This window comes from Halorussus caseinilyticus (genome assembly GCF_029338395.1).
Classification (GTDB): Archaea; Halobacteriota; Halobacteria; order Halobacteriales; family Haladaptataceae; genus Halorussus; species Halorussus caseinilyticus.
The window spans coordinates 3,097,331-3,118,305 of record NZ_CP119809.1; the positions used below are offsets into that span (position 1 = coordinate 3,097,331).

Consider the following 20,975-nt stretch of genomic DNA (forward strand, 5'->3'; position numbering starts at 1 on the left):
GAAGTGAGGATTTCCACTGGAAACTCCCGCAAGAATCGTACCTATGGAAAGTTAGTTACGAAAACCCTATAATGCGTGGCCGTGACCTATTCGATATGTCAGGATGGGTTCGACCGTGAGTATTGTACACCAAGACCCCCAGGACCGCGTACAGGTCCTCGACGAGGACGGCAACGTGGTAGAGGGCGCGGACGTGCCCGACATCTCCGACGAGGAGATGGTGGCCATGTACCGCGAGATGAAGCTCACCCGTCACTTCGACGAGCGAGCGGTCTCGCTCAACCGACAGGGGCGGATGGGAACGTACCCGCCGCTCTCCGGACAGGAGGGTGCCCAAATCGGAAGCGCCCACGCGCTGGCCGACGACGACTGGTTGTTCCCGAGTTACCGCGAACACGGCGCGGCGCTCGTCCGCGGCCTGTCGCTGAAACAGACCCTGCTGTACTGGATGGGCCACGAGCAGGGTAACGCCATCCCAGACGACGCCAACATCTTCACCGTCGCGGTGCCCATTGCTACCCAGATTCCCCACGCGACGGGCGCGTCGTGGGCCTCGAAACTCAAGGGCGAGGACAAGGCGTTTCTCTGTTACTTCGGCGACGGCGCGACCAGCGAAGGCGACTTCCACGAGGGTCTGAACTTCGCGGGCGTCTTCGACACCCCCACGGTGTTCTTCTGTAACAACAACCAGTGGGCTATCTCCGTCCCGCGCGAGCGCCAGACCGCCTCCGCCACCATCGCGCAGAAGGCCCAAGCCTACGGTTTCGAGGGCGTGCAGGTGGACGGCATGGACCCCCTCGCGGTCTACAAGGCGACGAAGGACGCCATCGAGAAGGCCAAGAACCCCGGCGAAGACGACCTGCGTCCGACCCTCATCGAGGCAGTCCAGTACCGTTACGGCGCACACACCACGGCCGACGACCCGTCGGTCTACCGCGACGACGACGAGGTGGAGAAGTGGAAGCAGAAAGACCCCATCCCGCGACTGGAGTCGTTCCTGCGTGACCGCGGCGTTCTCGACGACGAGAAGGTCGAAGCCATCGAACAGGAGGTCAAAGAGGAAGTCGCGGACGCCATCGACGCCGCCGAAGCGGTCGAGCGTCCCGACCCCGCGGAAATCTTTGCGCACGTCTACGCCGACATGCCGAAGAAGCTACAGGAACAACTCGACTGGTTCGGTCGGATTCGAGACGAGTACGGCGACGAGGCACTTCTGGAGGACTAAACAATGAGCCAAGCAGAACAAGAGCAAGAGACCGAGAACCTGACGCTGGTTCAGTCGGTTCGAGACGGACTGTACACCGAGATGCAACAGGACGACGACGTACTCGTCATGGGCGAGGACGTTGGGAAGAACGGCGGCGTGTTCCGCGCGACCGAAGGACTCTACGACGAGTTCGGCGAGAACCGCGTCATCGACACGCCGCTGGCGGAGTCGGGCATCATCGGGACCGCAATCGGGATGGCGGCCTACGGCCTGAAACCGATTCCGGAAATCCAGTTCATGGGGTTCATCTACCCCGGTTTCGATCAAATCGTGAGCCACGCCGCGCGCATGCGGACCCGTAGCCGTGGCCGGTTCACCTGCCCGATGGTCATCCGCGCGCCCTACGGCGGCGGCATCCGCGCGCCGGAACACCACTCCGAATCGACCGAGGCGTTCTTCGCCCACCAGCCGGGTCTGAAGGTGGTCATCCCCAGCACGCCCTACGACACGAAAGGTCTGCTCACGTCGGCCATCCGCGACCCCGACCCCGTGATGTTCCTCGAACCGAAACTCATCTACCGGGCGTTCCGCGGCGACGTGCCGACCGAATCCTACGAGGTGCCCATCGGCGAGGCCGCCGTCCGGACAGAAGGGACCGACATCTCCGTGTTCACGTGGGGTGCGATGACTCGACCGACCGTCGAGGCCGCCGAGCAGTTGGAGGGCGAAATCGACGTAGAAGTCGTCGACCTACGGACCGTCTCGCCGCTCGACGAGGAGACCATCGTGGAGTCGTTCAAGAAGACGGGCCGGGCGGCGGTCGTCCACGAAGCGCCGAAGACCGGCGGACTCGGCGCGGAAATCTCCTCCATCATCCAAGAGGAGGCCCTGCTGTATCAGGAGGCCCCCGTCGAGCGCATCACCGGATTCGACACGCCGTTCCCGCTGTACGCGCTCGAAGACTACTACCTACCCGAACCGGCCCGCATCAAGGAAGGCATCCGGGACGCCGTGAGTTTCTGAATCATGGTACGAGAATTCAAACTGCCCGACGTTGGCGAAGGCGTCGCCGAGGGCGAAATCGTCAGTTGGCTGGTCGAAGAGGGCGACCCCGTTACCGAAGACCAAGCGGTCGCCGAAGTCGAGACAGACAAGGCAATCGTTGAGGTGCCCTCGCCAGTCGACGGCACGGTCCGGGAAATCATCCCCGAAGAGGGCGAAGTCGTGGAAGTCGGGTCGGTCATCATCACCTTCGACGTGGAGGGAGAGGAAGCCGAACCCGCGGACGAGACGACCGAGAGCGCGACGAGCGAGCAGTCCACCGAGTCCCAGACCGAGACCGCAGAAGAACCCGAAGTCTCCGCCGACGAGGAAGTCTCGACCGGCGAGGGCCGCGTGTTCGCCGCGCCGAGCGCACGCCGACTCGCCCGCGAACTCGGCGTGAACATCGCCACGGTCGAAGGAACCGGTCCGAGCGGTCGCGTGACCGAACAGGACGTGCGACAGGCCGCCGAGTCGCCCGACGTGCAGGACACCTCCGGAAGCACGGAAGGCCCATCGCCGATGGACTCCTCGGGTTCGACCGGCGGCCCGAGTCCGGAATCGACCGGCGGTGCCACGAGCGGACCCGCACCGGAGTCGGCCGACCGCGACCGGACGCTGGCCGCGCCCGCGACCCGACGTATCGCCGAGGAACAGGGCGTGAACCTGAACGCGGTCCCGGCGACCGAACAGCGAGACGGCGAGGCGTTCGTCACCAGCGAGGCCGTGATGCAGTACGCCGAGGCCCAACAGCAGGCCCAGCAGGAACAGGCCGAGACTGCCGCCGCGACCCCGGCGGGCGAACAGGTCGAGCGCATCCAGTACAAGGGCGTCCGCAAGACCATCGGCGACGCGATGTCTCGGTCGAAGTACACCTCGCCCCACGTCACCCACCACGACACCGCAGTCGTGGAGAATCTCGTGGACACCCGCGAGCGACTCAAGCCCAAGGCCGAAGAGCAGGGCATCCGCCTGACCTACATGCCGTTCGTCATGAAGGCCGTGGTCGCCGCGCTCAAACAGCATCCGAAACTCAACGCCGAACTCGACGAGGAGGCTGGCGAAATCCTGCGCAAGAAGTTCTACAACGTCGGTGTGGCGACGGCGACCGACGCCGGACTCATGGTGCCCGTGGTCGACGACGTAGACCAGAAGGGCCTGCTTCAGATTTCCAGCGAGGTCAACGAAGTCGTCCAGAAGGCCCGCGACCGCTCCATCTCGCGCGACGAACTGCAGGGTTCGACCTTCAGCGTCACCAACTTCGGCGCTATCGGCGGCGAGTACGCCACGCCCATCCTCAACTACCCCGAAGCGGCCATCCTCGGCATCGGCGAACTGAAACAGCGCCCCGTCGTGGAGGACGGCGAAGTCGTTGCCAAACACACCCTCCCCATCTCGCTGTCCATCGACCACCGCATCGTGGACGGTGCCGACGCCGCGGCGTTCGCCAACACGTTCATCGAGTACGTCGAGAACCCCGAACTCCTGCTTCTGGAGTAAGGTAGCGTCTTTCGCTCGTTTTTTGCGCTGTGTCGGTTCCGGTCTTTGGTCTCACGACTGCGACCCGCAAGTGGTCGCGCTGGCACGCGCCGAAGATTCACAGAAGAACCGACGTACTCCTCCCGCCGAACATCCGTGAATTGCTAACACGACGGCCTCGCCGCAAAATCCACCTGATTTTTTACCCAGAAGGACGAGTTTCCAAACATATGGTCGTCGGAGACATCTCGACGGGAACGGACGTGTTAGTAATCGGCGCGGGACCGGGCGGATACGTCGCCGCCATTCGCGCGGGCCAGTTGGACTTGGACGTGACGCTGGTGGAGAAAGACGCCTACGGTGGGACCTGCCTCAACTACGGATGCATCCCCTCGAAGGCGATGATTACGGCCTCGGACCTCGCTCACGAGGCGGGCCACGCCGAGGAGATGGGCATCTACGCCGACCCCGAGGTGGAGATGGGCGAGATGGTCGGTTGGAAAGACGGCGTGGTTGACCAGTTGACCGGCGGCGTCGAAAAGCTCTGCAAGGCCAACGGCGTCGAACTGATGGAAGGTCGCGCGGAGTTCGCCAGCGAGGACAAGGCCCGCATCGTCCACGGCGGCGAGGGACAGGGTTCCGAGACCGTCGAGTTCGAACACGCCATCGTTTCGACTGGAAGTCGGCCCATCGAGGTGCCGGGCTTCGACTTCGGCGACGACCCGGTACTCGACTCCCGGCAGGCGCTTGCGCTGGAGGAGGTGCCCGAGAGCCTCGTCATCGTCGGCGCGGGCTACATCGGGATGGAACTCGCGGGGGTCTTCGCCAAGTTGGGGACCGACGTGACCGTCGTGGAGATGCTGGACTCCGTGCTTCCGGGCTACGAGGACGACCTCGCGCGCCCCGTCAAGAAGCGCGCCGAGGAGTTGGACATCGACTTCCACTTCGGCGAGGCCGCCAGCGGGTGGGAGGAGTCGGGCGACGGCATCACCGTCCGGACCGAAGACGAGGAGGGCACCGTCTCGGAGTTCGGCGCGGAGAAGGTGCTGGTCGCCGTCGGGCGCGAACCCGTCACCGACACGCTCGAACTGGAGAACGCGGGCGTCGAGACCGACGAGAACGGCTTCGTCCAGACCGACGACCGCGCCCGGACGAACGTGGACCACATCTACGCCATCGGCGACGTGGCGGGCGAACCGATGCTCGCGCACAAGGCCAGCAAGGAGGGGCAGGTCGCCGCGGAGGTCATCGCGGGCGAACCCTCGGCGCTGGACTATCAGGCCGTCCCCGCCGCCGTCTTCACCGACCCCGAAATCGGCACGGTCGGCATGACCGAACAGGAGGCCCAAGAGCAGGGCTTCGAACCTGTCGTGGGTAAGTTCCCGTTCAACGCCTCGGGCCGGGCGCTCACGACGGGCCACGCCGACGGGTTCGTCCGCGTCGTCGCGGACGAACCGAGCGGGTTCCTGCTTGGCGCGCAAATCGTCGGCCCGGAGGCCTCCGAACTCATCGCCGAACTCGGCTTCGCCATCGAGATGGGCGCGACGCTGGAGGACGTGGCCGCGACGATTCACACCCACCCGACCCTCAGCGAGGCCGTGATGGAGGCCGCCGAGAACGCCCTCGGACACGCGATTCACACGCTGAATCGGTAACGGAGTTCGCGTCTCGGCTTTCTCGTTTTTACCGGCGGACGCCCAGTCGGGCAACGTACCGATACACTCGGTGGAACTAACGACTCACTGGCACCGTACCCTAGCCAACTATTATGTTACTTGGTAACGAATACCGTGGCATGTCTCGTTCCAGAACCGGCGGCCACTCCCCCTTCGAGCGACTCCGGACGCGCTTCGACCGCGACGACCTCGAATGTCCCAAGTGCGGGTACGACGACGCCGACGGCCGATGGCTCGTCGAGACCACGGGCGGCCGGATTCAGTACCGCCACCTCTGTCCGAGTTGCGGCCACGTCCGGCGACGGACGTTCCGCCTCGGCGGGGAGTGACGCCCGCCGCGGCGTCGTTCGCGGCCCGACGACCGGACGGTCCGCGCTCCGTCCGCGTCTGGACCGATTTATACGGCGGTAGCGGTCTCTCCGAGACATGCAACCGTCGGACTCCGGGGAGTCGTCGGAGAACGAACACGGCTGGGAAGTCGTCGAGAACATCGACGTGGACGGGCCAACTCACACCGCGATTCCACTGAGCGAGACGGAGTTAGAGAACGAGACGTGAGGCGAAGCACTGCTTGCCTCTTAGAACGAATTATCGATGCTAGACAACGGAAATTCTATGGATAAGATAATGATAACTTGCTTTTGTTCTTCGGCCGAAAATCTGTCACACCCGACGGCCTTTTAGCGTCCACCGCGAAACAACCGGGCACATGCAAGCAGTCACGCTCGGACCCGAGGGAACCTACTCCCACCGGGCCGCCAGCGCAGTCGCCGACGACGTGGCGTTCCGCGAGTCCGTGACCGCCATCGTGGAGGCCGTCGCGGACGGCGAGTACGACCGCGGGGTCGTCCCGATAGAGAACAGCATCGAGGGGAGCGTCACCGAGACGCTGGACGCCCTGAGCGACCGCGAGGTCGCCGCCGTGCAGGAAATCGTCACCCCAATCCGTCACGCCCTGCTCGCCCGGCGCGAGGAGTTCTCGGTCGTCGCCAGCCACTCCCAAGCGCTTGCGCAGTGCCGGTCGTATCTCGAAACCGAGTACCCCGACGCCGACCTCGAAGCGGTCGCCAGCACCGCCCGCGGCGTCGAACACGCTCGCGAGAACCCCGACGTGGCGGGCATCGGCCACCCGGCCAACGCCGAGGGCGACGACGACCTGCGGGTCGTCGCCGAGGGGATTCAGGACCGGACTTCCAACGCCACGCGTTTCTTCGTTATCGCGCCCACCGACGAGCGGTCGCAGGCGGGCGGCAAGTCCTCGCTGGTGGTCTACCCCAACGCCAACTACCCCGGTCTCCTGCTCGAACTGCTCGAACCGTTCGCCGACCGGGACATCAACCTCACCCGCGTCGAGTCCCGACCGAGCGGAGAACGCCTCGGCGACTACGTGTTCCACCTCGACTTCTCGGTGGGACTCTACGAGGGCCGCGCGCAGGAGGCCATCGCGGAGTTGGAGGACATCGCCGAGAACGGGTGGGTCCGGCGTCTCGGGTCCTACGACACGAAACACGTCCTGTACTGACTCGCTTCGGCCGGTTTTGGCTACTCGGTGACTCGGTACTTTCTGGAGGCAGGGAAGGTCTCTGCCCGCCCGCTCGCGGTCGTTCAGCGACATCTCTCCAGCTCGCTTCGCTCACCTCCGAGAGGGGTCGCTGAGACGACCACGGGCCTTCGGCCCGCGAGCGGGCGGCACCTTTATCCCACCCACAGCGGTTAGTTGCCCGGGCGCGTTCCGGCGGTTGGTCAGTCGGGGGCGTTCCGGCGGTTGGTCAGTCGGGGGCGTTCCGGCGGTTGGTCAGTCGGGGGCGTTCCGGCGGTTTTCTCACCGAGCGTCCGCGTCGGCCGGAGGCCGACGCTCGCGGCGACTGAATTTTTAAGACCGATGGCGTTGGACTCCAGTCGGGGGAACTATGGCAGGACGCAAGAATCCGTTCGAGGACTTGGAACAGATGATAGAACGCATGAGCCGCCAGTTCGAGAAGTCGATGGGCGGGATGGAGATGGGGGACCTCGGCGACGGCGGCGCGTCGGTGGACGTGGCCGACCACGGCGACGAGTTCGTCGTCACCGCGGACTTGCCGGGCTACCAGAAGTCCGACATCGACGTGACGCTCCGTGGCGACCACCTCCAGATTCGTGCCGAGAGCGAACAGGAGTCCGAGGAGACCGACGAAGACGACGGCCAGTACATCCGGAAGGAGCGCCGCCACCGCGCGGTGAATCGCTCGGTGACGTTCCCCGAGGACGTAGACGAGGAAGGCATCTCGGCCCAGTACCGAAACGGTGTGCTGACCGTGACGCTCCCGAAGATGAGCGCCGAGGAAGGCGACTCCCACCACATCGACATCAGCTAAGCGCAAACGCCTTCCGGTCCCGCGCGCAACCCTCGGGCATGACGCTCGACACAGGCGACGACGCGCCGACCGTGGAGGCGGAGAACCAGCGCGGCGAGACCATCGCGCCCGACTTCTCGGAACCGACGGTGCTGTACTTCTATCCGCGCGACGACACGCCCGGTTGCACCGTCGAGGCCGAGCAGTTCGACGCCGAACTGGAGAGCTATCACGACGCTGGCGTCTCGGTGTTCGGCGTCTCGACCGACGACGCCGAGAGCCACGAGGAGTTCGCCGAGAAGTACGAACTCCGCTTCGACCTGCTGGCCGACCCCGAGGGCGACATCGCCGACGCCTTCGACGTGGACACCTCGCGGGGCGCGACCCCGCGTACCACCTTCGTCCTCGCAGACGGCGAGGTGAAGGCCGTCTACGAGGGCGTGGACCCCGACGGCCACGCCCGAGCGGTCCTGAGCGATATGCTCGACGACGAGTTGGTCGCGCTGGAGTGACCCGCCGGTAGCCCGGTCGCGGGTACTCAAATCGCCGATACCGTTTTTCCCGGCCGCGCCGAACCGCGGACGTGTCCTCGCGCCGAGCCAGACTCGTCGGCGGTCTTCAGTGGGCGATTACCGGCGCGTACGTCTTCCTGTTCGGATTTCTCGCGGTCGCGTGGTACCTTCGGGCCACCCGGACCGCCGTCGCCCTCGACCTCTCGCCCGCGTTCGTCGCCGTCGTCGTTGCGAGTTTCCTCGCCGGGTACCTGTGGGTCGGGTCGTGCGCGCCCGCCGCGGGCGCGCACGACCGGCGGGTCGAGGTGGTCCTCACGATGCTCGTTCTCGGCTTCCTGCTCCCGTTCGGCGTGCCACCGCTGTTCGACCGCCTCGGCGTCGGCCGGACGCTCCCGCTGTTCGGGGTCGGCGTGGCCTACGCGCTGACGCTCGCGCTCTCGTACGGACTGGTCTACGGTCTCGGATTCCGGTTCTTCCTCGGCCCGGAGCGACCGGACGCCCGCGAGTGAATCAGAGAAGCGACCCGACTTCGGCGGCCGTTTCGTTGGTCCGCACGCGCCATCCCTGCGGCCAGTCACCGCCGCGCTTCGGCGGGTCGATTGGAATCCGCAGGGGGTGAAACGAGACGTGTTCGACCGACTCGGCGGCCGTCTCGCCGACGAACTCCGCGACTTCGCGCTTCGAGGACACGCCGCCCGACGCGAGGTCGTAGTAACCCGAAAATAGTTGGCAGACGACCACCTCGTCGTACTCGTCCACCTCGCCCTCGTCGGCGTAGTAGAATAGCTTCGCGGTGTTGTTCACGGGGTCTGCCCGTCGCCACTCGACTTCGACCGTGACGAACCGGTCTGGGCTCGTGCCCACCACGTCCACGGGAGTCCGCCGGACCCGATACTCGGTCTCCCAGTCAAGCGACGGCCGTCGCTCCGCGAGGGCGTCTCGGAGTCGGTCTCGAACCGCGTCGGCGAACTCGCCCACGAGCTGGTCCGACTCGCGGGCGGCACCTCAACGTTTCGACTGGCCGGACCTACCGGTGTCGGGACTTCTCCTCGACCTGTCGGTTGCCAACCACCCGCCCGAAAGCGTCTACTTGCCGTCGTGTAATCGTTCGCGGTGCAGACGCGGGACCGTTACGCGCGGACCCTCTAGAACATAATGAAAAATAATTAAGAACTGGCTCGGCGTACTCTCTCGTATGGCCTCAGAGACCATCAAGCACGGAGTAGACCTAGAACAGTTCGCGGCGTTCCTCGAACACGGCACCGAGAACCCCGACGACGTGATGCTCGGACTCGGCGCGACGGGTATCGACGAGGGGCGGCCGATGCACACGCTGGCGAAAATCGACGGATACAGCTACGGCGGCGACGAGATACGCCGGGCGACTCGGGAGTACACCTTCCAACTCGGCGCGTTCAAGGAAGTCGAGAGGGACGCGGGGTTCGTGGACCCCGACGACCGGCCGGAACCGGTCGAAGTCGCGCTGGCGGCGCTCACAGGGTGCATCAACGCCACCCTCGACGTGGTCGCCATGGAGAACGAAATCGAGTTCGAGAACCTCGAAACCGAGGTCAGCGTGACCCTCGACCCGCGTGCCTTCTTCGGCATCCGGGACGCAGACGACGCTGGCGACGTGTACGACGACTTCGCCATCGACGTGGAAGTCGCCGGGCCGGACCTCACGGACGCGGACGCCGAGACGCTTCGGAACGGCGTGGCTCGCTCCCCGGTGTTCAACCTCATGTCACGGTCCCACGAGATGACGCCGGAAGTTCGCGTGAAAGACGCGCAAGCGGCCTGATTCGCCGACCGCTACGTTTAGTGAACGCCCGCGTTCCGGCCACAAACGCTTATTTCTCCCGCCGTCGATACGTCTCTTCATGAGTGCCGGAGGTTCCGACGAAGCAGACGACGACGCGATACCAGCGCCGGTCAAAAAGGTCGCGCGGACGGTCACGCCGCCCTACCGCGGACGGCCCGACACCGAGATGACGACCATCGGAATCGTGTACTTCCTCGGGCTAGTCGTCCTGTTGATTCCGATGTTGCCGTTCATCGCCATCGTCTGGGTTATCTCGAAGGTGACGGGCTACTTCGCCCGGAAAGCGCCGACGGAGGACCTGTAGAACGGTCGAGTCTTGGCGAACGGACTACTGCGTGCCGGTGCCGATGAGGTCGAAGGGGTAGCCGTTGTCGTTCTCGTCGGCGTGTTCGTAGACGACGTGGGCCGCGGCCACGTCTTGGATGGCGAGACCGGTGCTGTCGAAGACGGTGATGCCGTCGTCGTCGGTCCGGCCCTCCAAGTCGCCGACCACGATGTCGCCGACTTCGCCGTAGATGTCGTCGTCCGAGAGAACGCCCTCGTGGTAGGGAACGTTGATTTCGCCCGAGTGGGTGGTCTGGGCGTGGTCGTCGATGACCAGTTTGGCGTCCAGCAGAATCTCGTCGGCGAGTTCGTGCTTGCCTTCGGCGTCCGCGCCCATCGCGTTGACGTGGGTGTGTTCGCCGATGTCCTCGCGCGTCACGATGGGGTCCTCGACGGGCGTCACCGTCGAGAGAACGTCGCACTGGGCGGCCTCCGCGATGGACCCGGCCCGGACCTCGAACTCGCCTTCGAAGTAGTCGATGAAGTCGGCGACTCGCTGTTCGTCCAAGTCGCTGACGACGACTTCCTCGATTGGTCGAATCTCCGAGATTGCTTCGAGTTGGGTGTACGACTGGACGCCCGCGCCGACGATGCCCATCGTCGTCGCGTCCTCGACGGCGAGGTAGTCGGTGGCGACGGCGGCGGCCGCACCGGTCCGCTTCATCGTGAGTTCGGTGCCGTCCATGATTGCCAGCGGGAAGGCGTTCTCGGGGTTCGAGTAGACCATCGTCCCCATCACCGTCGGCAGGTCGAACTCCTCGGGGTTGTCGGGGTGGACGTTGACCCACTTGATTCCGGCGGCGTCCCAGTCGTCTGCTTCGAGGTAGGCGGGCATCGACCGGAAGTCGCCGTTGTACTGGGGCAGGTCGATGTAGGATTTGGCGGGCATCTGGGCGTCCCCGCGGGCGTACGCGGCGAAGGCGTCTTCGACTGCCCGAATCACGTCGGGCATCTGGGTATTCTCGTCTACGGCTTCCTGATTCAGCAACAGCGTGTCCATACGTTGCTGATGGACTCCGTGGCCACTATAAACTATCTAAACCCGGCGAATCGCGCAACCTTCGCCGACTGAACTGAACACTCGCCTGACGTTCGACTCGGAAGAAGCAGGAACTCGAAAGAAAACGCGGAGTGTCGGTGACAGCGTTCGATTCGACGCGGCGGTCGGTCGGTGCAGTAGATGGCTCGGAAACGGCGGAGCTAGACTCGGGGCCTAGCTTACATCGCGCCGCCCATGCCGCCCATGCCGCCCATACCGCCAGCACCGCCGGGTCCGCCAGCCTCGTCGTCGCCCTTGTCGGTCGAGAGGTCGCCAGCGGAGATGATGTCGTCGATTTTGAGGACGAGGTTCGCGGCCTCGGTAGCACTGGAGACGGCCTGCTCCTTGGCGTGGGCCGGTTCCACGACGCCAGCGTCGAGGGTGTCCTCGATGTCGCCGCTGTGGACGTTCAGGCCCGCGCGCTTCTCGTCGGACTCGTGGGCCGAGCGCAGGTCGACGAGCGTGTCGATGGAGTCCAGACCCGCGTTCTCGGCGAGGACGCGCGGGACGAGTTCGAGCGAGTCGGCGAACGCTTCGACCGCGAGCTGTTCGCGGCCCGAAACGGAGTCGGCGTAGTCGCGGAGACGGCCCGCGACTTCGACTTCGATGGCACCGCCGCCGGAGACGACGCGGCCGTCCGAGACGGTCTGGGCCACAACGTCGAGGGCGTCGGTGACGCCGCGTTCGAGTTCGTCCACCACGTGGTCGGTCGAACCGCGCAGGAGGAGGGTGACGCCGTGACTGTCCTCGCCTTCGACGTAGAAGAGTTCGTCGTCGTCGTCGCGGCTCACGTCGCCCTTGCCGAGGTCGTCGGCCGAGGCGCTGTCGAGGTCCGAGACGACGTTCGCGCCGAGGACTTCCTTGAGGAAGCCGATGTCGGACTTCTTGACGCGGCGGACCGCGAGGATGCCTTCCTTGGCGAGGTAGTGCTGGGCCATGTCGTCGATGCCCTTCTGACAGAAGACCACGTCGGCACCGGTCGCCTTGATTTTCTCGACCTTCTCCTTGAGCTGTTCTTCCTCTTGGTCGAGGAAGCTCTGGAGTTGGTCGGGGTCCTCGATGTTGACGCTGGTGTCAACGTCGGTCTCCTCGATTTCGACGGCCTCGTTGAGCAGGAGGATGTCGGCGTCGACCGCGCTCTTGGGCATGTTGTCGTGAACCGGGTCCTTGCTGATGACCGCGCCCTTGAGGAGTTCGGACTCGCCCGCCGAGCGACCGGTCTGGGTCTCGGTCTTGACGTATTCGAGGTCCACCGTGCTGTCGACGGTGACCTGCTGGACCGCGTTGACGATGATTTCGGAGAGCGCCTCCTTGTTGAGTTCCGCGCCCTTGCCGGTCATCGAGGTCTCGGCGACCTTGCGGAGGAGTTCCTCGTCGTCGGTGTCAACGTCCTCGGCAACGTTGTCGATTTCCTCGCGGGCCTTCTCGCTGGCGAGGTGGAAGCCTTTGATGATGGCCGTCGGGTGGATGTCCTGTTCGAGGAGGTCCTCGGCGTTCTTGAGGAGTTCGCCCGTGACGGCGACGGCCGTGGTGGTGCCGTCTCCGGCCTCGTCCTCTTGGGTCTCGGCGACCTCGATAATCATCTCGGCCGTCGGGTTGTCGATGTCCATCTCCTTGAGGATGGTCACGCCGTCGTTGGTGATGGTCACGTCGCCCATCGAGTCGACGAGCATCTTGTCCATCCCTTTGGGTCCGAGAGTCGAACGCACCGCGTCCGCGACCGCGCGGGCGGCGGTGATGTTGTGTTCCTGAGCGTCCTTGTCCTTGACGCGCTGGGACTCTTCGGACATTACTATCATCGGCTGGCCTTGCATTCGCTGTCCTCGCTGACTCATAGTACATCCGAAGATATGATTGTGATTCTATATAAACCTTTTCTTCTACGACACTTGGTAACGTGCCGAAACGTTACACGGACACACCGGAAATCGACGCGAAGAAACTCGGTACCGGTCATTTCTCTGGGAAACGTTGACACGGAACCGCCGCCGAACCCTCCGATAATCGCTCGGGGGTTTATATGTCATTATCTGGCCGAAAGTATTAATTTCGAGTCCGTAATCGGTTGATGCGGAGATAGAACGACGAAAAAGTACGACGACGTTCCCGTGATTTCCGTCTGGCTCGGAACCGCGATTACGTGTCGCCTTCTATATAGAATCTCCATGGGTATCCTTTGCATCCTTCTGCTCAGACCAGATATTACCGAATCAGCCCGTTATATGCTGGAATTATAAGGGTACTTAATCTAGTTCGGGTTCTCATTACCTGATGACGTTCGATAAAGGACGGCAGTCGGACGACGTATCGCGCCGGATGTTCCTACTCGCGTCTGGGGCAGGTGTGACGACCGCGCTCGCCGGTTGTACCGGTGGCTCGGACGACTCCAGCGAAGACACGACCGCTGGGGACGACTCCGGAAACGAGGAGACTCAGGAGAACTCCGGCGGCATGGACACGTCGATGCTCAGCGCCGAGGGGTCCTCGACGGTGTACCCCATCTCCAACAAGGGGAGTTCCTACTGGAACTCGAACGCGCCGCCGAGCGACGGCGAGTACTGGGGGTCGAACAGCGAGAGTACCGTTCCGGGATGGAGCGAAATCGAGACCGACCAGCGTCTCGCCGACTACTTCGCCGGTCTCTACGGTTTCGAGCCAACCGGTAAGCAGGCCAACCCGCCGTTCCCGACGACGGTCGGCCTGAGCCACTCCGGAACTGGCTGTAAGTCCGTCCGAGACGGTCTCGTGGACATCGGTAACTCCTCGGGTCCCATCACGGCCGAACTCGGCATCAGCGAAAAGAAGCGCGACGAGAACTACGTCGACCACGTCGTCGGCCGCGACGGTCAGCCCGTCGTCGTGAGCAAGGACATCTGGGACGCTGGCGTCCAGAAGCTCACCGGCAAGCAAGTCAAGAAAATCTATCAGGACGAGATTACCAACTGGAAGGAAGTCGGCGGTCCCGACAAGGAAATCTACTGCATCGGCCGCGCCGAGGGGTCGGGTACCGACACCGCGTTCCGCCTCAACATGCTCGGTGACGCCGAGGCCCCGATGCCGGGCGTCGACACCCGGAAGGGTCAGAACCAGCAGGTCAAGACCGTCGTCCAGCAGAACGAGGGTGCCATCGCGTACATGGCGCTGGCGTTCACGGGCAAGCAAGTCAAACCCATCGCCATCGAGTTCGACGGCACGACCTACAAGCCCGACAAGAGCGCGAGCAACACCATCTTCGACAGCTCGTACCCGCTCAACCGGGACCTCCACATGTACACGAAAAAGACCGACGAACACCCCAACGGTGTCGACAAGCGCGAAGCCGCGTTCATCAACATGTTCCTGACCACGTTCGGTCAGAAGGTGTTCGTGGAAGCGAACAACTACATCCCGCTCCCGGACAAGGACATCGAGAAGGAGAAGGGCAAGCTACCCGACCAAGCGTAAGGTAGCGCGCCGGTGTGAACTTCGTCGTTCCGTTTTCGAACTACCTCGATACTAGTACACAAAATGGCATCTGTGACTGAAGCTGACTCGACTGGACTACGTGGGGCGTTCCAGCGAAAGCTGACGGAGGCGCGTGAATTCGTCGAGGACACCGAGGAAAGCGCACTCGCGGCCGGTGGGGTCGCCTCGCTCGCGCTGTTGGGCACCTTCGTCGGATTTCTCGTGGTGTCCCCTCTGACGGTCGTCGCCTTCTCCGCGTTTCTGGTGGCAGTCGGCTACGGCTGGTTCCGTCACCAAGAACTGACTGCACACGCGCTGACGCTGACGATGACCGTCTCGACCATCCTGATTCTGGGACTCATCACGGTGTTCATCTTCCTCGAAGCGTGGCCCGCCTTCGAGTACGCCACCGCCGAAGTGTTCGGCGTGGGAGTCCCCGGTCTCCGACTGTTCACGGAGACGCTCTGGGACCCCGTGAACCAGAAACGCTTCTCGCTGGTTCCGATGATTCACGGGACGGTCGTCGTGACGATAATTGCGACGTTAGTCGCCGGACCGCTCGGGGTCGCGGCCGCCCTCTTCATCAGTGAAATCGCGCCGCCGACGGTGCGCGAACTCGTCAAACCGGGCGTCGAGATTCTGGCCGGTATCCCCTCCATCGTCTACGGGTTCATCGGATTCACCATCCTGAGTCCGTGGGCGAGCGACCAGTTCGACCTCGTGGGACAGGGAACCTACGTCTTCGTCGGCATCGTCGTCGGCTTGATGTCGCTCCCGACGGTCGTCTCGGTCGCCGAGGACGCCCTCAACAGCGTGCCTGAGTCGATGAAGAGCGGGTCGCTCGCGCTCGGGACGACCGACTGGCAAACGATGTCCTCGATAACGCTCCCGGCGGCGTTCTCGGGCGTCTCGGCCGCGGTCCTGCTGGGCGTCGGGCGCGCCATCGGCGAGACGATGGCCGCGACGGTGATGCTCCGGAACAGTCCGGCGCTCCCCGACCCGATTTACAACGTCTTCTACGGCTACGAGACGCTCACGTCGCTCATCGCGGCCCGGTACGGTAACGCTCACGGACTCCAGTTCAACGCGCTGTTCGCGGCCGGGGTCGTGCTGTTCGTCACGGTCCTGTTTCTCAGCGTGGGTTCGCAACTCATCGAGAAACGAATGAACGAGAAACTCGGGGGCAACGAGTAATGAGTAGCATCACTGACGACGAAAGAGGCAACCTCGTTCGAGAGGGGACCTCGACGGTAGAGGCGACTGCGGCCGCGACGGTCGGACTCTCGGCCCTGCTGTTCGCGCTCGGCTTGGCGGCCCAGTTCGAGATACTCACCATCACCGACTCGCTCGCGGGCGTCCAGATGACGACGATACTCGGGGCGCTTCTCGCGCTCATCGGACTCGCCGTCGTCGGCTTTGGCGTCGGCTCCCGGTTCGGAGTCGTCTCGACGGAACCACAGGCCGACGCCGGACTGGTCGCGGCGACGGCCTTCGCCGGAATCTGGTTCGTCGTCGGCGGACTGGTCGGGTCCCAGACGCTCGGTCTCGGGTCGGTCGGCTGGTTCGCCGTCGCGCTTCTCGGCGCGGGAGTCGCGTTCGCGGCGACTGTCGTCCCGCGCGAGGACATCGGTTCGACGCTTCCGGCGGGCGCGCTGGCGGTGTTCGCGGGTCTCGTCTTCCTCACTGGCACCATCGGCCCGGACTGGACGTGGGCACCGAACGGGCTTCGAGCCACGTTCTTCCCGCGGTTCGTCGTCCCGGCCGTGGTCCTGTTCTGCGCGCTGGTGACTGGGTGGTCGGCCGCGAAAGCCTACGGCGGGTTCGGGGCTCGCGGGCGTCACGTCGGCGCGCACGTCCTCATCTACCTCAACGCCTCGGCCATCATCGCCGTCCTCGTCGGACTCGTGGCGTTCGTGACGGTGAAGGGCGCTCCGGGCGTCTTCGAGGGCATCACGATTGGCTCGGGTGCCGGACCGGAGACGACGATCGGTCTCTTCGGTTTCAGTTACACCGTCGTCTGGCCCGTCTCGTGGCCGTTCCTCATGAACGGCGTTTCACTGCTGGCCGAGGTGGACGGGGTTCTGCCCGCCATCGTCGGCACGGTGTGGTTGGTCGTCGGGTCCGTGCTGTTCGCGGTTCCGCTCGGGGTCGGCGCGGCGATATTCCTGAGCGAGTACGCCGACGAAGGCCGGTTCACCGAAATCATCGAAATCGCGACTAACGGCCTGTGGAGTACGCCGAGCATCGTCTTCGGCCTGTTCGGGTACGCCTTCCTCATCCCGCGATTCGGCGGCCAGAAGTCGCTCCTCTCGGGCATGCTGACGCTCGGGTTCATGTTGCTCCCGCTGGTCGTCATCACGTCCAGAGAGGCGATGCTCTCGGTGCCCGACGAGTACCGGGACGCGAGCGCCGCCCTCGGGGTCACGAAGTGGCAGACCATCCGGAGCGTCGTCCTCCCGGCGGCGCTTCCGGGCGTCGTCACGGGCGTCATCTTGGGCGTCGGCCGCATCGCGGGCGAGACTGCACCCATCCTGTTGACGATGGCCGGTGGCACCTTCGTCCCCGGAAACCAGACGGTGGACGTAATCGGCGGCTTCGAGTTCACCGCGTCCCCGCCGTTCGTCTCGAACCCGGAACTCCTGCAAGCGACCAGCGCGCTCCCGTATCAGGTGTACGCTCTCATCACGGCGGGCGTGCAGGGGCCGTCGCTCGATAGCCCCGACAACTTCGCGTGGGGTCTAGTGCTGGTACTTCTCGCAGTCGTGCTGTCGTTCTACGCGGTCGGTATCGTCACGAGGTACTACTTCCGAAGAAAGCTACACCAATGACAGAGAGTACGATTCAATCCCGAACCGACAGCAGTACCGACACGTCGCCTTCGACCACGACGGGCGAGTCCGAAGAGCAGGTGCGCGACGAGTGGACCGACTACGAGTTCGACGGCGCGCCCAAACTCTGCGTCGAGGACCTCGACGTGTACTACGGCGACGACCACGCGCTCAAAGGCGTCTCGATGGACATCCCCGAAGAGAGCGTCACGGCGCTCGTCGGACCATCGGGATGCGGGAAATCGACGTTCCTGCGGTGTCTCAACCGGATGAACGACCGCATCACTTCGGCCACCGTCGAGGGGTCGGTCGAACTCGACGGCGACGAGGTGTATCAGGACGGCGTAAACCTCGTGGAACTGCGCAAGCGCGTCGGCATGGTGTTTCAAGCCCCGAACCCGTTCCCCAAATCCATCCGGGACAACATCGCCTACGGCCCGCGTAAGCACGGCGACATCGACGACGGACTCCTCGATAGGTTGCTCGGCCGAGCAGACACCGAGAAGGAGGACGAACTGGTCGAACGCTCGCTGAAGCAGGCGGCGCTCTGGAAGGAGGTCAGCGACCGACTCGACGACAACGCCCTCGGCCTGTCCGGTGGTCAGCAACAGCGCCTGTGCATCGGCCGGTGTCTCGCGGTGGACCCTGAAGTCATCCTGATGGACGAACCCGCCTCCGCGCTCGACCCCATCGCCACCGCCAAAATCGAGGACCTCATCCACGACCTCGCCGAGGAGTACACGGTCGTCATCGTGACCCACAACATGCAACAGGCCGCCCGTATCTCCGACCAGACCGCCGTCTTCCTCACCGGCGGGGAACTGGTCGAGTACGGCGACACCGACCAAATCTTCGAGAACCCCAACAGTCAGCGCGTCGAAGACTACATCACCGGGAAGTTCGGGTGATACCGATGAGCAGTTCGACAACCGAGACCGAAATCTCTCGGAAGGTCCAGTCGGTCGGCGGGTCGTCGTTCACGGTGTCGCTCCCCAAGGAGTGGGCGACCGACCACGGTCTCGAAGCGGGCAACGAGGTGTTCCTCTACCCCCACGAGGACGGGACGCTGATACTCCGGACCTGCGAACGGAGTGACGGCACCACCGCTCCCGACCTCTCGGTGGACGACCTGTCCGAAGACCGCCTCCCGTGGGTGGTCTACGCCCTCTACGTCGCGGGCGAGGACCGGTTTACGCTCCGGACGACCGACCGGTTCACGTCGGCAGAGCGCCGGGCGATTACCACGGCGGGCAACGACCTCGTGGGCTTGGAAGTCGACGACGAATCGACCGACGCGGTGACGTTCCGGAGCATGCGGCGCTCCGAACGACTCTCGGTCGGCCAGACGGTCCTCAACCTCCGGTACGTCGCGCTCTCGATGCACCGGAGCGCCACGAACGCCCTCTTCGACGCCGACTCGGACCGCGCCCGCGAAGTCCTCCAGCAACCCGAGGACGTGGACCGCCAGTTCGCGCTGGTCAGTCGGTGCGTCGAACGCCGAATCGGTCTCCCGCGCGGCCCGAACCGCCCGAACGTGGACCGCCGGACCGCGCTCGACTACTACGCCATCGCCCGCGAACTCGAAGGCGTGGCGTCGTGCGCCGAGCGAATCGCGGCCGTCGCGCTGGAACTCGACGACCCGCCGACCGGCACCGCCGAATCGGAGTTAGCCGACTACGCCCGGCGCTCTCGGACCGTGGTCGAACGCGCGGTGGAGGCGACCATCAACGGACGCGAGCCAGAGACTGCCTACGACGCGCTCGACCGGTGTGAGACCCTCGCCGAGGACTTCGACCTGTTGGAACGACCGTCCTACGACGCCGACGAAATCGACTCCTACTACGCCGCGTTGCTCTTCGACGCGCTCGACCGCACGGCCGACCACGGCGGCAGAATCGCGGAGCGGGCGCTCAAGATGGGCCTGCGCGAGGAGTAAGTCAGGAACGGTCGGCGAAGTATCGGTCCTGTAGCCGCGGTTTACACTGGTTCATCGCCCAGTTTTGACACCGACCCACGGATTCCAGTGTCGCTTCTTCCACGTCTTCGGAGGGTACGACTCCCCAATCGACTCCTTCCGTACTCACTTTCGCGGACGTGAGACCTCCCATCTCCTCGTAACACGACTCCTCGAAGAGTACGAGCGTTCGCTCTCGCTCTCGGTCGATTTCGTCCAGCCAGTAGTCCAACTCCGAATCGACGGAGATGTTGATGTCTTGGGGCAGTCGGTCGCGGTCCGATTGCCCGCGCTCGCCGAACGCCAGTTCCGGTAACTCCGAACGCCGGGGAACGTCGTCTAAGAACAAGAATACGGCTACATCTGCGTGTTCGAGGAAGTCTCTACTCACTTGCCACCAGAACTCGCGCCGCTCTTGCTCGTCGTATCCGTCCGGACACTCGTCGTTCCGGTCGGTACAGAGCTTGGCAGACTCGAACCCGTGACTCTGAAGTCGTAACTTGAGCTCGGTCAAGTAAGCGTGACTGTCGCCGACGTAAGGGCCAAAGATGTGAACGTGTAGATACGGGTAGAGTGCTTTGTCCGAAAAGTCGTTTACTCGGTCTACTGCACCGTCGAAACCGTCGGGGAATCGCTCGACTATCGTCTCCCCCCAGTCGGACGATACCTTTAACACAGTTGGTCAAGTGAACTTGACTCTCTGAGTATCGCTTCCAACTGTCCGCACCACGTTGGAGGGAACGACCTCGAACAACTGGCTCCCAGCCGGGAATCCAAACGAATATCTGCCCCTCGAATCAAGAAATATTCAGGACCTTCCCGTCCCGGACTACTACGTCGAAGGGGTAGACATCGACATCGAACCGAAAGAAGGGGAAACTATCCCCGGTCAGGTAGCGATGGACTTCGAGATGTCCGACCCCGAGTACAACGAGTACGCGGGCGGATTCCGTTGTCAAGCGTCACTCGACATGCAACTGTTCACCGAGGGGAACGCCCCGTGGCAGGTCGAAGGCGAGGACGAAACGGAGCAGTTCGGCGAGGCGAGTATGGAAACTATCGTGTTCGTCTCCGGACCGTACTCCCGCTTCGAGGAGTACATCGAGACGTGGGACGCGAACGGCTACGAAGCACTCGACGAGGAGTTTATCTATCATTTAGAGTCGGGCATCCTCCAACACGTCATCACGCCGATTGGGGACCTGCTATCGAATTCCTACAGCGGCGTCGTCCCTCGGATGATTTTCACACCTCGATTCGATGAGCAGGATGCAAACGAAGAGACGCCGACCGGCAACGAGTAGTCGTCTCGGCCG

General features: G+C 64.0%; 22 protein-coding genes. 18 read left to right on the top strand and 4 right to left on the bottom strand.

All coding sequences use genetic code 11. The features are described 5' to 3' along the window. Positions 1-103 precede the first annotated feature (103 nt). From pdhA to P2T60_RS15690, 10 genes are all read left to right on the top strand, one after another. Complete coding sequence (gene pdhA, locus P2T60_RS15645; RefSeq protein ID WP_382210183.1) at positions 104-1,225, top strand: pyruvate dehydrogenase (acetyl-transferring) E1 component subunit alpha; 1,122 nt, start codon at positions 104-106, stop codon at positions 1,223-1,225. 3 nt (positions 1,226-1,228) lie between these two features. Next, positions 1,229-2,230, top strand: a complete 1,002-nt coding sequence (locus P2T60_RS15650; protein WP_276280167.1) for an alpha-ketoacid dehydrogenase subunit beta — start codon at positions 1,229-1,231, stop codon at positions 2,228-2,230. Positions 2,231-2,233: 3 nt separating this feature from the next. Continuing rightward, positions 2,234-3,748: a dihydrolipoamide acetyltransferase family protein gene (locus tag P2T60_RS15655; RefSeq protein WP_276280168.1), complete on the top strand. Its 1,515-nt coding sequence runs from the start codon at positions 2,234-2,236 to the stop codon at positions 3,746-3,748. A 209-nt stretch (positions 3,749-3,957) separates the two neighbouring features. After that, positions 3,958-5,382 carry a dihydrolipoyl dehydrogenase gene (lpdA, locus tag P2T60_RS15660; RefSeq protein ID WP_276280169.1) on the top strand — a complete coding sequence of 475 codons (1,425 nt, stop codon included), beginning with the start codon at positions 3,958-3,960 and terminating at the stop codon, positions 5,380-5,382. Positions 5,383-5,522: 140 nt separating this feature from the next. Further along, positions 5,523-5,732, top strand: a complete 210-nt coding sequence (locus P2T60_RS15665) for an HVO_0649 family zinc finger protein (protein ID WP_276280170.1) — start codon at positions 5,523-5,525, stop codon at positions 5,730-5,732. A gap of 97 nt (positions 5,733-5,829) precedes the next feature. After that, positions 5,830-5,961, top strand: a complete 132-nt coding sequence (locus P2T60_RS15670; RefSeq protein WP_276280171.1) for a hypothetical protein — start codon at positions 5,830-5,832, stop codon at positions 5,959-5,961. A gap of 151 nt (positions 5,962-6,112) precedes the next feature. Beyond that, positions 6,113-6,925 carry a prephenate dehydratase gene (gene pheA, locus P2T60_RS15675; protein WP_276280172.1) on the top strand — a complete coding sequence of 271 codons (813 nt, stop codon included), beginning with the start codon at positions 6,113-6,115 and terminating at the stop codon, positions 6,923-6,925. 388 nt (positions 6,926-7,313) lie between these two features. Next, on the top strand, positions 7,314-7,757 hold the full coding sequence (locus tag P2T60_RS15680; RefSeq protein ID WP_276280173.1) for an Hsp20/alpha crystallin family protein: 444 nt from the start codon (positions 7,314-7,316) through the stop codon (positions 7,755-7,757). Between the two features lie 38 nt (positions 7,758-7,795). Then, entirely contained in the window at positions 7,796-8,248 is a 453-nt protein-coding gene (locus P2T60_RS15685; RefSeq protein ID WP_276280174.1) for a peroxiredoxin, read from the top strand. Positions 8,249-8,319: 71 nt separating this feature from the next. After that, the gene (locus P2T60_RS15690) at positions 8,320-8,757 is read left to right on the top strand and encodes a hypothetical protein (protein WP_276280175.1); all 438 of its coding nucleotides are present in this window, start codon (positions 8,320-8,322) and stop codon (positions 8,755-8,757) included. Position 8,758: 1 nt separating this feature from the next. On the opposite strand, the gene P2T60_RS15695 is transcribed toward P2T60_RS15690, so the two are convergent. After that, positions 8,759-9,226 carry a hypothetical protein gene (locus P2T60_RS15695; protein ID WP_276280176.1) on the bottom strand — a complete coding sequence of 156 codons (468 nt, stop codon included), beginning with the start codon at positions 9,224-9,226 and terminating at the stop codon, positions 8,759-8,761. A 217-nt stretch (positions 9,227-9,443) separates the two neighbouring features. Here P2T60_RS15695 and P2T60_RS15700 point away from each other — a divergent pair, with 217 nt between their 5' ends. Together P2T60_RS15700 and P2T60_RS15705 are read left to right on the top strand one after the other, a co-directional pair. Then, positions 9,444-10,049, top strand: coding sequence for an OsmC family protein (locus tag P2T60_RS15700; RefSeq protein ID WP_276280177.1), 606 nt, complete (start codon positions 9,444-9,446; stop codon positions 10,047-10,049). A gap of 79 nt (positions 10,050-10,128) precedes the next feature. After that, positions 10,129-10,374, top strand: coding sequence for a DUF7535 family protein (locus P2T60_RS15705; RefSeq protein ID WP_276280178.1), 246 nt, complete (start codon positions 10,129-10,131; stop codon positions 10,372-10,374). Between the two features lie 24 nt (positions 10,375-10,398). Here the strand turns inward: P2T60_RS15705 and P2T60_RS15710 are convergent, their stop codons facing one another. Together P2T60_RS15710 and thsB are read right to left on the bottom strand one after the other, a co-directional pair. Beyond that, positions 10,399-11,394 (bottom strand): ornithine cyclodeaminase family protein, encoded by a 996-nt coding sequence (locus P2T60_RS15710; protein ID WP_276280179.1) that lies wholly within the window; start codon positions 11,392-11,394, stop codon positions 10,399-10,401. 218 nt (positions 11,395-11,612) lie between these two features. Beyond that, positions 11,613-13,268: a thermosome subunit beta gene (gene thsB / locus P2T60_RS15715; RefSeq protein ID WP_382210178.1), complete on the bottom strand. Its 1,656-nt coding sequence runs from the start codon at positions 13,266-13,268 to the stop codon at positions 11,613-11,615. A 436-nt stretch (positions 13,269-13,704) separates the two neighbouring features. On the opposite strand from thsB, the gene P2T60_RS15720 reads away from it, so the two are divergent. The 5 genes from P2T60_RS15720 (at position 13,705) to P2T60_RS15740 (ending at position 19,641) form a co-directional block, all read left to right on the top strand. Then, positions 13,705-14,877: a phosphate ABC transporter substrate-binding protein gene (locus tag P2T60_RS15720; RefSeq protein WP_276280181.1), complete on the top strand. Its 1,173-nt coding sequence runs from the start codon at positions 13,705-13,707 to the stop codon at positions 14,875-14,877. Between the two features lie 63 nt (positions 14,878-14,940). Then, positions 14,941-16,071, top strand: coding sequence for a phosphate ABC transporter permease subunit PstC (gene pstC, locus P2T60_RS15725; RefSeq protein ID WP_276280182.1), 1,131 nt, complete (start codon positions 14,941-14,943; stop codon positions 16,069-16,071). Then, positions 16,071-17,705, top strand: coding sequence for a phosphate ABC transporter permease PstA (gene pstA, locus P2T60_RS15730; protein WP_276280183.1), 1,635 nt, complete (start codon positions 16,071-16,073; stop codon positions 17,703-17,705). Before pstC ends, pstA begins: the two co-directional genes overlap by 1 nt. Beyond that, complete coding sequence (gene pstB / locus P2T60_RS15735) at positions 17,702-18,613, top strand: phosphate ABC transporter ATP-binding protein PstB (RefSeq protein WP_276280184.1); 912 nt, start codon at positions 17,702-17,704, stop codon at positions 18,611-18,613. The genes pstA and pstB overlap by 4 nt, the downstream gene beginning before the upstream one ends. A 5-nt stretch (positions 18,614-18,618) precedes the next feature. Continuing rightward, on the top strand, positions 18,619-19,641 hold the full coding sequence (locus P2T60_RS15740; protein WP_276280185.1) for a phosphate signaling complex PhoU family protein: 1,023 nt from the start codon (positions 18,619-18,621) through the stop codon (positions 19,639-19,641). Position 19,642: 1 nt separating this feature from the next. Here P2T60_RS15740 and P2T60_RS15745 read toward each other — a convergent pair whose 3' ends face one another. Beyond that, complete coding sequence (locus P2T60_RS15745; protein WP_276280186.1) at positions 19,643-20,173, bottom strand: hypothetical protein; 531 nt, start codon at positions 20,171-20,173, stop codon at positions 19,643-19,645. 217 nt (positions 20,174-20,390) lie between these two features. On the opposite strand from P2T60_RS15745, the gene P2T60_RS15750 reads away from it, so the two are divergent. Next, positions 20,391-20,963 carry a hypothetical protein gene (locus P2T60_RS15750; RefSeq protein ID WP_276280187.1) on the top strand — a complete coding sequence of 191 codons (573 nt, stop codon included), beginning with the start codon at positions 20,391-20,393 and terminating at the stop codon, positions 20,961-20,963. The last annotated feature ends 12 nt before the right edge of the window (positions 20,964-20,975 follow it).

Coding starts and splice junctions, on each gene's coding strand:
- pdhA (WP_382210183.1), top strand. CDS start 104: ATGGGTTCGACCGTGAGTATTGTACACCAAGACCCCCAGGACCGCGTA.
- P2T60_RS15650 (WP_276280167.1), top strand. CDS start 1,229: ATGAGCCAAGCAGAACAAGAGCAAGAGACCGAGAACCTGACGCTGGTT.
- P2T60_RS15655 (WP_276280168.1), top strand. CDS start 2,234: ATGGTACGAGAATTCAAACTGCCCGACGTTGGCGAAGGCGTCGCCGAG.
- lpdA (WP_276280169.1), top strand. CDS start 3,958: ATGGTCGTCGGAGACATCTCGACGGGAACGGACGTGTTAGTAATCGGC.
- P2T60_RS15665 (WP_276280170.1), top strand. CDS start 5,523: ATGTCTCGTTCCAGAACCGGCGGCCACTCCCCCTTCGAGCGACTCCGG.
- P2T60_RS15670 (WP_276280171.1), top strand. CDS start 5,830: ATGCAACCGTCGGACTCCGGGGAGTCGTCGGAGAACGAACACGGCTGG.
- pheA (WP_276280172.1), top strand. CDS start 6,113: ATGCAAGCAGTCACGCTCGGACCCGAGGGAACCTACTCCCACCGGGCC.
- P2T60_RS15680 (WP_276280173.1), top strand. CDS start 7,314: ATGGCAGGACGCAAGAATCCGTTCGAGGACTTGGAACAGATGATAGAA.
- P2T60_RS15685 (WP_276280174.1), top strand. CDS start 7,796: ATGACGCTCGACACAGGCGACGACGCGCCGACCGTGGAGGCGGAGAAC.
- P2T60_RS15700 (WP_276280177.1), top strand. CDS start 9,444: ATGGCCTCAGAGACCATCAAGCACGGAGTAGACCTAGAACAGTTCGCG.
- P2T60_RS15705 (WP_276280178.1), top strand. CDS start 10,129: ATGAGTGCCGGAGGTTCCGACGAAGCAGACGACGACGCGATACCAGCG.
- P2T60_RS15710 (WP_276280179.1), bottom strand. CDS start 11,394: ATGGACACGCTGTTGCTGAATCAGGAAGCCGTAGACGAGAATACCCAG.
- thsB (WP_382210178.1), bottom strand. CDS start 13,268: ATGAGTCAGCGAGGACAGCGAATGCAAGGCCAGCCGATGATAGTAATG.
- P2T60_RS15720 (WP_276280181.1), top strand. CDS start 13,705: ATGACGTTCGATAAAGGACGGCAGTCGGACGACGTATCGCGCCGGATG.
- pstC (WP_276280182.1), top strand. CDS start 14,941: ATGGCATCTGTGACTGAAGCTGACTCGACTGGACTACGTGGGGCGTTC.
- pstA (WP_276280183.1), top strand. CDS start 16,071: ATGAGTAGCATCACTGACGACGAAAGAGGCAACCTCGTTCGAGAGGGG.
- pstB (WP_276280184.1), top strand. CDS start 17,702: ATGACAGAGAGTACGATTCAATCCCGAACCGACAGCAGTACCGACACG.
- P2T60_RS15740 (WP_276280185.1), top strand. CDS start 18,619: ATGAGCAGTTCGACAACCGAGACCGAAATCTCTCGGAAGGTCCAGTCG.